8 protein-coding genes are annotated in these 11,153 nt (G+C 65.7%); 3 read left to right on the top strand and 5 right to left on the bottom strand.

Annotated elements, in window-relative coordinates:
* The first annotated feature begins 59 nt into the window (after window positions 1–59).
* On the top strand, window positions 60–1,796 hold the full coding sequence (locus tag KPL76_RS14255; RefSeq protein WP_216334207.1) for a thioredoxin domain-containing protein: 1,737 nt from the start codon (window positions 60–62) through the stop codon (window positions 1,794–1,796).
* Between the two features lie 122 nt (window positions 1,797–1,918).
* Here KPL76_RS14255 and KPL76_RS14250 read toward each other — a convergent pair whose 3' ends face one another.
* The 3 genes from KPL76_RS14250 to KPL76_RS14240 all read right to left on the bottom strand — a co-directional run bounded on the left by KPL76_RS14250 (window position 1,919) and on the right by KPL76_RS14240 (window position 5,052).
* The gene (locus tag KPL76_RS14250; protein ID WP_216334205.1) at window positions 1,919–2,866 is read right to left on the bottom strand and encodes a sulfurtransferase; all 948 of its coding nucleotides are present in this window, start codon (window positions 2,864–2,866) and stop codon (window positions 1,919–1,921) included.
* 267 nt (window positions 2,867–3,133) lie between these two features.
* Window positions 3,134–3,652 (bottom strand): CoA-binding protein, encoded by a 519-nt coding sequence (locus tag KPL76_RS14245; protein ID WP_371733965.1) that lies wholly within the window; start codon window positions 3,650–3,652, stop codon window positions 3,134–3,136.
* A gap of 107 nt (window positions 3,653–3,759) precedes the next feature.
* A complete protein-coding gene (locus KPL76_RS14240) occupies window positions 3,760–5,052 on the bottom strand; it encodes an O-acetylhomoserine aminocarboxypropyltransferase/cysteine synthase family protein (RefSeq protein WP_216334201.1) in 1,293 nt (430 codons plus the stop codon).
* Between the two features lie 440 nt (window positions 5,053–5,492).
* On the opposite strand from KPL76_RS14240, the gene KPL76_RS14235 reads away from it, so the two are divergent.
* Window positions 5,493–7,064, top strand: coding sequence for a long-chain fatty acid--CoA ligase (locus KPL76_RS14235; RefSeq protein WP_216334199.1), 1,572 nt, complete (start codon window positions 5,493–5,495; stop codon window positions 7,062–7,064).
* A gap of 288 nt (window positions 7,065–7,352) precedes the next feature.
* Here the strand turns inward: KPL76_RS14235 and KPL76_RS14230 are convergent, their stop codons facing one another.
* The gene (locus KPL76_RS14230) at window positions 7,353–8,474 is read right to left on the bottom strand and encodes a YeiH family protein (RefSeq protein WP_216336551.1); all 1,122 of its coding nucleotides are present in this window, start codon (window positions 8,472–8,474) and stop codon (window positions 7,353–7,355) included.
* A 47-nt stretch (window positions 8,475–8,521) separates the two neighbouring features.
* Window positions 8,522–10,195 (bottom strand): dolichyl-phosphate-mannose--protein mannosyltransferase, encoded by a 1,674-nt coding sequence (locus tag KPL76_RS14225; protein WP_253202068.1) that lies wholly within the window; start codon window positions 10,193–10,195, stop codon window positions 8,522–8,524.
* A gap of 103 nt (window positions 10,196–10,298) precedes the next feature.
* Between KPL76_RS14225 and rsmI the strand changes: the two genes are divergently transcribed.
* On the top strand, window positions 10,299–11,117 hold the full coding sequence (gene rsmI, locus KPL76_RS14220; RefSeq protein WP_216334190.1) for a 16S rRNA (cytidine(1402)-2'-O)-methyltransferase: 819 nt from the start codon (window positions 10,299–10,301) through the stop codon (window positions 11,115–11,117).
* Window positions 11,118–11,153 lie beyond the last annotated feature (36 nt).

Below are 11,153 nucleotides of genomic sequence, written 5' to 3'. Positions count from 1 at the left end.
GCAGCGGGGCGCTCGGGCGCGCGCCCTCGTCAGGCCGACGCCGCGCGTAGGCTTGCCTGATGGCCAATCGATTGGGCGACGCGATCAGCCCGTACCTCCGTTCGCATGCCGACAACCCCGTGGACTGGTACCCATGGGGTGAGGCCGCATTCGCTGAGGCTGCCCGGCGCGACGTGCCGGTGCTCGTGTCGATCGGGTACTCCACCTGCCACTGGTGCCACGTGATGGCGCGCGAGAGTTTCAGTGACACTGGCCTGGCGGCGGTGCTGAATCGCGGGTTCGTGGCTGTGAAGGTCGACCGGGAAGAGCATCCGGAGGTCGACGCGGTCTACCTCGCGGCCGCAGGGGCATTCACCCAGAACCTCGGCTGGCCGCTGAATGTGTTCGTCACGCCCGACGCGAAGCCGTTCTTCGCAGGCACGTACTCGCCGCCAGTGGCCGTGCAGGGTAACCCGTCGTTCGGGCAGGTTCTCGGCGCGGTGGCCGATGCCTGGGCGAACCGCCGCGAAGAAGTCGAGTCGACCGCAGCGCAGCTCACGAAGGCGCTCGTCGCTGCGTCGAACGGTGAGCAGCCCGGCGAACTACCTGCTGAAGCCCGCAGCAAAGCACTGCCCACCCCGGCCCAGCTGGCGCAGGTCGTCTTCGAGCTCGACGCCTACGAAGACGCCCTTCATGGCGGGTTCGGGGGTGCCCCGAAGTTCCCGGTGGCGCCGGTGCTGAAATTCCTGCAGGTCATGGATGCTCCGCTCGCCGATCGCGCGCTCCGGGCTATGGCCGCCTCCCCGCTCCGCGACCCGGTCGAAGGGGGCTTCTTCCGTTACGCGACGGCCTCTGACTGGAGTGAGCCGCACTACGAGCGCATGCTCTACGACAACGCACTGCTGCTCGACGCGTACACGACGTCGGCGCAGAAGGCCGGAAGCACGGGCGCCGCCAAGACACCGGCAGACCACTGGGCCGGCGAAACCGCGGCTGGCATCGCCTCGTTCCTCGTTTCGACGATGCAGATCGATGGCGGAGGATTCGCCTCAGCGCAAGACTCGGAGAGCGTCGTTGCCGGCCAGCAGAGCGAGGGTGGCTACTACGCACTCGACGCTGAAGCACGGAAGGGGGAGACTCCGCCGAAGCTCGACCTCAAAGTGCTGACCGGATGGAACGGCCTGGCCATCTCGGCGCTCACACACGCGGGGGCGGCCTTCGGCAACGAACAGTGGCTGAGCGCAGCGGCGTCGGCCGCCGACTACGTGCTCGAGCATCACGTGCGCGCTGATGGAACACTCGCGCGTGCTTCCCTTGACGGCCAGCTGTCGCCCGCGCGGGCGATACTCGAAGACTACGGAATGTTCGCCGACGCACTGCTCCAGCTGGGTTCCGTTCTCGGCAACGAGCGGTACCTCCGGGTCGGCCGCCAACTGGTCGACCTCACTATCGGCGCAAGTGCTGCGGCAGGAACAGGAGCAGGAGCGGAACCGGAAGCAGGAGCGGAAGCGGGAGACGGAGCCGATGGCAGGCCGCCGTTCCTCGCGCCCGGTGGCGGAGACCCGGTGCTCGCCGCGCATGGCTTGCTCATCGAGGGTGACGTCTCCGAAGGTGCCTACCCGTCCGGGCTTTCCGCCGTGTCGAGTGCAGCCTGTGCCCTCTTCTTCGCGTCGGGGGAGCAACGGTACATCGACGCGGTTCGCGAGTCGCTCGCGTCTGTGGCAGAGGATGCCCTGCAGCGCCCGATCGGATTCGGTGCTGCCCTGGAGATTATGGCGAAGCTTGCTGCGACCGATCGGGCACGCGCGAATCGCTGAACGTGCGCGACAGGCCAGACGAACTCGAGGCGCCGATCGAATTCACCGCGCCGATCAATCTCGAGGGGCTGTTGAATCGCGGGGTGCTGTTCAATCGCGAAGGGCTGGACTGTCGTGAGTCTCTAGACGAGCGCCGCGCTCGGGTCGTCAGCCCATTCGTTCAGTGATCCGTCGTAGAGGGCGACCCCTGTCTCGCCGAGAACGGCGAGAGCGAGCGCGTCGAGCGCTGCGGCTATGCCGCCTGCGCAATAGACGATGATCGGTTGCGTTGGCCTGCTTCGCCCTGCGAGCACCGGGGCGAAAATGGCACGCAGCGCAACGGGCTTGAGAAGAGTGTTGGTGTCGCTGTTGATGACCTCGGCGGAGGGCAGGCTGGAGCTGCCGGGGATGTGCCCCAGTCGGGAACGGTTGCCGGAGTGACCCGCGAATTCGCGGGGTGGCACGGCGCAGATCAGCAGGGCATCCGTAATCCCGTTCACGACGGATTCGACGAAAGTCTTGTCGACCCAGAAACCGGGCAGCTCAGTCGCCTTGAATTCAGCAGGCTCAGCTTCTGTCAGAGCGGGTTGTATCTGCGCAGATTCCTCCGAGACGACTGCCGCGAAGCCGGCCTCGGTGGGGCGATCTTCTGCCCTCCACTTCGTGAAGCCGCCGTCGAGGACGGAGATGGCGTCGAAACCGAACGAGCGGAACAGCCACCAGACGCGTGCGGCCCACTGCCCACGCCCACTGTCATAGACGACTACTCGTGAAGATGCCTGCACGCCGACAGATGCCGCGGCAGCTTCGAATTGTTCAGCGGTGGGCCTCGTGAATGCAAAAGGCGCACCTGGATCGGAGAAATCATCGATCAGGTCGGCGAAGATCGCCGAGGGAATGTGGCCTGCATCCCGATACTCATCGCGACCGCTCTGCCAGTACGGCAGGCCGCCCGGGCCTTCGCCGGCCAGAACGCTGGCATCGAGCACGACCAGCGATTCGCCACCGAGGTGATCGCAGAGCCACTGCGTCGACACGACGGGGAAAGTACTGCCCGGGAGGGAGTGTGTCGGTGCGGCTGGGAAGGTCACGCTGTCAACGCTAGCTGCCAGTGGGCTCGGGTGGCTGTGGGTTGCAACAGAAAGTCACAAGTCCGTAACGGCCTATTCACACAAGCAGCCAAGAGGCTCGCGCAGCGTCGTCGCACCGAGTCGTCGCACAGCGTCGCACATAGGGCGGCAAGTAGGCGCTCGTTCAGCGCGACAACCAGCCGTCACACGAACTCAGTCGGCCGTCACTCGAGCTCAGAGGGCCTTCACCCTTATCAGGGAGCCGACGTCCCGAGTGTGCGAGCAACGTCAGCGCAGGCTCTTTCGCGCCGTGATCTGACCTGTGTCGAAGCCGAGCAGGTGCAGGCCGCCGTTGAACCGGGCATGTTCGACCTTGATGCAGCGGTCCATGACCACCGTGAGGCCTTTGCTCTCACCGTAGAGGGCCGCATCCTGGTTCCAGATGCCGAGCTGGATCCAGATGGTCTTCGCGCCGCTGGCCAGTACGTCGTCGATGACGGAGGGGATGTCGCTCGCCTTGCGGAACACGTCGACGATGTCGGGAACCTCTGGCAGTGAGGCAAGGTCGGGGTAGGCCTTCTGCCCCAGGATCTCGCTGGCGTTCGGGTTGACGAAGTACACCCGGTAGTCGCTGGACTGCAGAAGGTAGGTTCCCACGAAGTAGCTCGAACGAGCAGCGTTCGGCGAGGCGCCGACAATCGCGATCGACTTCGCTTTGCGCAGGATCTGGAGCCGCTCTTTGGCCGTGGGTCCGACCCAGGTGCGCTGCGACTTCAGCAGCTTCGCAAGCGGCGAACTCGATGGCACGTCACAGGTGAGCCCGTTCGCGAACTGCGCGGTGATCGTCTCTTCGTCTGCTGCAGTCGCGGTGTCGGTGATCGTAGTGCCGGTGATCGCGATGTCGGTGACAGTCATCACTTGCCTTCCGTTGCTTTGGCCAAGGCCTGGTCAAGGTCGTAAACGATGTCTTCGGGGTCTTCTATTCCGACACTCAGGCGCACGATGCCCGGCAGCACACCGGCTTCGAGCAATTGCTGCTCGGTGAGCTGCGCGTGCGTCGTGGAGGCGGGGTGGATCACGAGCGTCTTGGCGTCACCGATGTTCGCGAGGTGGCTGGCCAGGTCGACCGACTCGATGAAGGTCTTGCCTGCTGCCCGGCCAACTTTGACACCGAAGCTGAAGACTGAGCCTGGGCCCTTGGGCAGGTACTTGAGGCCTCGTTCGTAGTGCGGATGCCCGGGCAGGCCTGCCCAGTTCACGAACTCGACGCGCGGGTCGGCGTCGAGCCACTCGGCGACGATGCGCGCGTTGTCGACGTGCGCCTGCATGCGGAACGGGAGCGTCTCGACGCCCTGGGCGAGCAGGAACGCCGAATGCGGTGCGAGGGACGGCCCGATGTCACGAAGCTGCTCTGCCCGGAGGCGCGTGAGAAAGGCATACTCGCCGAAGTTGCCCGACCACTGCAGGCCACCGTAGCTCGGAACGGGCTGCCCGAACAGCGGGAACTTCTCGCTGTGCCAGTCGAAGCGGCCGCTTTCAACGACGACGCCGCCGAGGGTCGTGCCGTGGCCACCGAGGAACTTCGTGGCCGAGTGGATGACGATGTCGGCACCCCACTCGATAGGTCGGTTGAGGTAGGGAGTCGCGATCGTCGAGTCGATGATGAGCGGAATGCCGTGGGCGTGGGCCACATCGGCGAGACCCTCGATGTCGGCGACCTCGCCGGAGGGGTTCGCGACCGTCTCGGCGAAGATCAGCTTGGTCTTGTCGGTGATCGCTGCTGCGTAGTCGGCGGGGTCTGAGCTCTTCACGAACGTCGTGTCGACTCCGAAGCGGCGCAGGGTGACGTCGAGCTGTGTGATGCTGCCGCCGTACAGGTTCGCTGACGAGACGATGTGGTCGCCGGCACCGACGAGAGAGGCGAAGGTGATGTACTGCGCGGCGAGGCCGCTCGCCGTGGCGACGGCGCCGAGCCCGCCCTCGAGGCTGGCCACCCGCTCCTCGAACGAGGCCACAGTGGGGTTGGCGAGCCGGCTGTAGATGTTGCCGTATTTCTGCAGGGCGAAACGGGCCGCGGCGTCTTCGGTGTCGTCGAACACGAAGGCTGAGGTCTGGTAGATCGGCAGGGCACGCGCACCCGTCACCGCGTCAGGGATGTTGCCTGCGTGGATTGCCCGAGTTCTGAAGCCGTATTCGCGATCTGCCATGCCTCAACGCTAGTTCAGGCATGGCGAACATCTGTGGCGCTAGAAATTCTGACGTAACACTTCGCAGCGACAACCGAGCGCGTGCGCGGCGTCAGACGCGCCGCAAGACCATGCCTCAACGCTAGTAGAGGCATGGCGAACATCTGTGGAGCAAGGAATTCTGACGTAACACTTCGCAGCGATCACCGAGCGCGTGCGCGGCGTCAGACGCGCCGCAAGACCATGCCTCAACGCTAGTAGAGGCATGGCGAACATCTGTGGCGCGAGGAATTCTGACGTAATACTTCGCAGCGATCACCGGGATTCGGTCGGCTCCAGACTTGTGCGGTAACAAATGTTTCCTACGGCGCGCCTGTGCACTGGTAGTCAAGTCCCTGCCTCTGCACAGCCATGGCGATTACACTGATCGAAAGTCAATGACGACCGAAAGAAGCCCTCCGATGAGCGCAGGTTTTGCCACTGTTTCCGTTGCCTCGATCCTTGTCGAGACGGCACGCAGAATGCCCACGAACGTCGCCCTGGTCGTTGGGCCGACCGAGACCACCTACGCCGAGCTCTGGCAGCAGACTCGCGAGTACGCCGGTGCCCTCCGCGATCGCGGGGTCGGGCCGGGTACGCCCGTGGCCATGCTCATCCCGAACGTGGCCGACTTTCCTCGTGTCTACTACGCCGTTCTCGCCCTCGGCGGGGTCGTCGTACCGATCCACGCGCTCCTGAAGGCGAAAGAGATCGAGTACGTCTTGCGCGACAGTGGTGCCCAGCTGCTCGTCTGTGCGGCTCCACTGCTCGGCGAAGGCGCGAAGGGGGCTGCGCTCGCGGGCGTGCCCGTCATCTCAGTGCTGCTGCCGGAGGCCGGCCCCGAGCTGCCTGCCCGCCTCGAAGACGAAGCCCGGGCATCCGTGCCGATCGATACCTACGTGCAGCGTGACCCGTTCGACACGGCCACGATCCTCTACACCAGCGGCACAACCGGAACGCCGAAGGGCGCAGAAGGTTCCCATCTGGCCCTTGTCGAGCAGGTGAACGTCTCGCTGCTGACCACCTTCGACATGAAGGCGGACGACCGCGTTCTCGGCGCCCTTCCGCTGTTCCACACCTTCGGCCAGACCTGCACCATGAACACCGTCTTTCGTGCAGGCGCGACACTCGTCATGGTGCCGAAGTTCACCGGTGACACCGCACTGCAGGTGATGAACGAGCAGAGGTGCACGATCTTCATGGGTGTGCCGACGATGTACATCGCGCTGCTCGACGCCGCCTCGCGAAGCACCGACCGCCCGTCGCTGCGCTACGGCATCTCCGGTGGCGCGGCCATCCCGGTTGCCGTCATCGACCGGTTCCGCGAGCAGTTCGGCACCGAGATCCACGAGGGTTACGGGCTCACCGAGACGTCTCCGGTCGCCACCTTCAACATGGTCGGGGTGCCTCCGCGACCCGGAACGATCGGCACGCCGATCTGGGGCGTCGACGTCGAGATCGCCGACGCCGAGATCGAGGATCGCATCGTGCTGCTGCCCGCCGGCGATCTCGGTGAGCTGGTCATCCGTGGCCACAATCTCATGAACGGCTACCACAACCGGCCCGAAGACACGGCGAAGGTCATGGTCGACGGCTGGTTCCGCACCGGTGACCTCGGGCGAAAGGACGATGACGGTTACCTGACGATCGTGGACCGCACCAAAGACATGATCCTGCGCAACGGCTACAACGTGTACCCGCGTGAAGTCGAAGAGGTGCTGGCCAGGCACCCCGAGATCCAGATGGTCGCTGTCTACGGGGTTCCGCACGAGACCCACGGCCAGGAGATCGTGGCATCGGTGGTGCTGGTGGCGGATGCCCGGGCCACCGTCGATGAACTGCTTGAGTTCGTGCGTGACGATGTTGCGGCCTACAAGTATCCGCGTCATCTCGAGATCGTCGAGGTTTTGCCGCTCGGGCCCTCTGGCAAGGTGCTCAAGCGGGAGCTCGTGGCGACCTGGGTCTCCCGCGAGGAGGCGAGCGTCTCGCACTGAGGTCTGGCGCTCGCGTTCGCGGGTGTCGGCACGCACGTGATGCTGCTCGCCCTGCGTGAATCTCGCCGTCGCCGGTGAAGTCGAGCCGCGCTGTATCGAATTGTCTGTGACAACCGGTTCTCGACAATCGGTACTCGAGAACGGGCGGAGCTGAGCCGATCTCCCGGCGAATACGGTGCCAGTGTTGCTCAGCTCCGCCCGTTGTGCTGTTTGGGTGGTCAGCGCTGGGGGTTCGGCGCAGGGGGTTCAGCGCAGCAGGTTCAGCGCAGCAGGGCTTAGCGGCGGGGCTCAGCGCAGCAGGTTCACGGCGGCCAGCGACATCACCGCAATGAGGGCCCACGAGACCAGTCCGACGATCAGCGCACGCCAGCCGGTGCGTGCGAGGGCGGCGAAACGGATGTTCGACCCCAGTGCGAACAACGCCATCGCCAGCAGTGCGGTCTGCAGGGTGTCTGCGCCAGAGAGCACCACATCGGGCAGCGGCACGAACGTTCGGATCAGCACTGCCACGAGGAACCCGGCGATGAACAATGGGACGATCGGTGGGCGTCTGGCACGCACGGCTGGCTCTGACCCGGGCCTGCTGTCGGCCGCGCCCTCGCCATCCGCGCTGCCGTCCGCGCCATCGCCATCCGCCTCGGTGTGCGTGCTGAATTCGGGGTCGAACGCGAGCGCCGGGCTGCGGATCCCCGTCAGAGTGGTGCGCTCAGCACGCTTGTCGCGGCCGCGCTCGACGAGCCCGACAATCGCGACCATCGGCGCGAGCGTGAGCACGCGCGTGAGTTTGACCACCACGGCCGCAGCGAGAGCCGCCGGCCCAGCGATCTGGGCGGTCGCGACGACCTGGCCGACGTCGTGCACGCTCAGGCCGACCCAGAGCCCGAAGTCTTCGGCGCTCATGCCGAGCGGAATGCGCAAGACCGGCAGGACGAAGATCGCCAGCGTTCCGCAGAGCGTCACCAGGGCGACCGGCGTCGCCTGGTCTTCGTCTTTGCTCCGCGTCACTGCGCTCATGGCGCCGATGGCGGATGCTCCGCAGATCGAGAATCCAGCGGCAATCAGTATGGGCTGGGTACCCGGCAGGCGAAGCAGCTTTCCCAAGCCCAGGGTCGCGGCGAACGTGATGCCGACAATGAGCACGATCACGACTATGGTCGGCCAGCCGAGGCCCGCGATGTCGAAGAGCGAGAGCTTCAGCCCGAGGAGCACGATTCCCACGCGCAGCAGACGACGGGCCGAGACGGCGATTCCCGGCTTGAGGCTGCCGTCGAGCATCCGCTGGCTTGCGGGGATCTGGCCGACGATCATGCCGAGCCCTACGGCTGCGGTGAGGAGAGGCACCACAGGGAACAGAGTGTGCAGCCCGAATGCTGCCGCTGCAGCGACCCCGGCAACGACGACGCCGGCCAGCCAGCGAGGAGAACCGCTCTTCGGATCAGCTACCGATACTGAACCAGCTACCGCCACGACGGCAGCCAATAGTGCAGCGTGAGCAGCCACCCGGGAATCGGCTGCGCCGTCCACACCGGGTAGAAGAACACTGTCACGAGCGAGGCAAGTACCAGATAGGCCGCCACAACGATGAGTGCGGCGGTGCGTTTTCGCCGCGGATCGTCACGCGAACCGAGTGCGAGCCCGATCACGAAGGTGAGCCCGAGGATCATGTACGGCTCGAAGGCGATCGTGTAGAACTGGAAGATCGTGCGGTTGATGTACATCAGCCAGGGCAGGTAGCCCACGACCATGCCCATCAGGATGAGCCCCACCTGCCATTCGCGCTTGCGGATCAGCCGGTAGACCAGGTAGAAGATCGCGGCCGTCGCGGCCCACCAGATCGCCGCATTGCCCACCGAGGTGATGTTCGCGTAACACGTGTCTTCGCCACAGCCGCCGGTGCCACCCGTGGTCGTGTTCACGTACATCTGGGTCGGCCGGATCATGAACAGCCAGGTGAGCGGGTTCGACGCGTACGGGTGCGGGTCGTGCTCGTTCACATTGAAGTTGTAGACCGAGACTTCGAAGTGCCAGAAGTTCTGGATGACCAGCGGCACCCAGCTGAGCGACCCCGTCCACGGCTGACCGTCGGTCTGGGCCCAGTTGCGGTAGTACCCGCCCGCCGTCGTGAACCATCCCGTCCAGGTGACGAGGTAGCTCGCCAGGTAGAGCGGAACCAGCAGCACGACATTGGCGAGACCCTGTTTCAGGATCGCCGCGCTGATCCAGAACGGCAGGCCCACCCTGCGGCGGGCCAGTGAGTCGACCAGCACAGAGTAGAGCCCGAACCCGATGAGGAAGAACAGGCCGGACCACTTGACTGCGCTGGCAAGCCCGAAGGCAACCGCGGCTGCCATGAGCCAGGGGCGCCACCAGAGCGTCGGGCCCCAGGTCGGTTCACGGCCCTCTGCTTCGCGCGCGACCACCCATTCGGTGAGCCGTCGCAGATGCCACTCGCGGTCGAGCAGCATGGCCCCGAACCCGAGCAGGAGGAAGAGCATCAGGATGCCGTCGAGCAGCCCCTCGCGGCTCATGACAATGGCGTGCCCGTCGATCGCGAACAGGAACCCGGCGATGGTACCGAGAAGCGTGGACCTGAAGAGTTTCGTGCCGATCATCGCGATGAGCAGAACCGCGAGGATGCCGCACACGGCGACGGAGATCCGCCAGCCGAAGCTGTTCTCGGCGCCGAAGGCCGCCATGCCCAGCGCGATGATCCACTTGCCGAGCGGCGGGTGCACCACGTAGGAGCCGGTATCGGTGTAGGTGTTGACGTCACCGGCGTTGAACGAGGTGTCGGCACCCGACGGCCAGGCGCCCTCGAAACCGAGGTGAAGCAGCGACCAGGCATCCTTCACATAGAAGGTCTCGTCGAAGACGAGACTGTGCGGGTCGCCGAGGTTCCAGAGCCGGAGGATCGCGGCCAGCAGGGTCACAGCGAGTGGGCCACCCCAGCGCCAGGCCCGTTGCCTGCCCGGCGTGCTGAGCAACCGGCCCCACCAGGCATCGAGCCTGCTGCCGCGGGGTTCGGCAGAGGAAGGCTCAGGTGAAGATGGCCCAGCAGAGTGGGCATCGGCGTGGGCTGGCACGTCGATGCCGGCCGGCGTGGGCGGTTCTGAGTCGGTCGCAAGGCTCACCCGCCCCATGCTACCCACCGCGGGCTGCCAGCCTGCTCAGCCCACGGGCATCCTGTGCCTGCAAGTGTGGGCCAGAGTGCAGTGCGTCGGGCAGACTGGGCAGATGATCATCCTCGCGGCGACGCCCATCGGCAACCTGAAGGATGCGTCGGTGCGCCTCATCGAGACTCTCGAAGCAGCCGAGACGGTCGCGTGCGAAGATACACGGGTCACCGCGAAGCTGCTGCGGGCCCTCGGCGTCGAGAACCGGCCCCGGCTCCTGGCGCTGCACGACCACAACGAACGTGAGAAGGCGGCGGAGCTGGTCGAGGCGGCGAGAGAGGCAGACCTCGTCGTGATGAGCGATGCCGGCATGCCGACGGTCTCCGACCCGGGATACCACCTCGTGCAGGCCGCGGTCGCGGCGGGGGTCGGTGTCACGATCGTCCCGGGCCCGTCTGCCGTGGTTTCAGCGCTCGCGATCTCGGGGCTGCCGACCGACCGGTTCACGTTCGAGGGATTTCTGCCGCGTAAACAGGGCGATCGGCTCGGCGCGCTCGGTGACCTGGTGCGTGAGCGCCGAACGATGGTCTTCTTCGAGTCTCCCAACCGACTTGCTGCATCGCTGGCCGACATCGCCAGCGTTCTGGGCGACGAGCGGCGGGTGGCTGTCTGCCGCGAGCTCACCAAACTGTTCGAAGAGGTCAAGCGCGGGGGAGCTGCATCACTGGTGCCCTGGGCAGAGGCCGGTGTGAAAGGCGAGATCGTGCTCGTCGTCGCCGGAGCCGAGCCACTGGAGGTGAATCTGGCAACCGGCGTTGCGCAGGTGCTCGAATTGGTGGCCGACGGAACCCGGCTGAAGGATGCTGCAGCAGCCATTGCCGAGGCGACCGGACTCAGCAAGCGCGACCTCTATGAAGCGGCGTTGCAATCGCGGCGGTGAGGAGTCCGCTTCCGCACCCCCATGCTCCCGCTGTAC

The sequence above is a fragment of the Subtercola sp. PAMC28395 genome (assembly GCF_018889995.1).
In the GTDB taxonomy this organism is placed as follows: domain Bacteria; phylum Actinomycetota; class Actinomycetes; order Actinomycetales; family Microbacteriaceae; genus Subtercola.
This window is presented reverse-complemented; position numbering and strand designations above follow the sequence as displayed.

What these genes read in the sequence shown, in the direction of transcription:
- KPL76_RS14255 (WP_216334207.1), top strand. Translation starts at nt 60, where the DNA reads ATGGCCAATCGATTGGGCGACGCGATCAGCCCGTACCTCCGTTCGCAT.
- KPL76_RS14240 (WP_216334201.1), bottom strand. Translation starts at nt 5,052, where the DNA reads ATGGCAGATCGCGAATACGGCTTCAGAACTCGGGCAATCCACGCAGGC.
- KPL76_RS14235 (WP_216334199.1), top strand. Translation starts at nt 5,493, where the DNA reads ATGAGCGCAGGTTTTGCCACTGTTTCCGTTGCCTCGATCCTTGTCGAG.
- rsmI (WP_216334190.1), top strand. Translation starts at nt 10,299, where the DNA reads ATGATCATCCTCGCGGCGACGCCCATCGGCAACCTGAAGGATGCGTCG.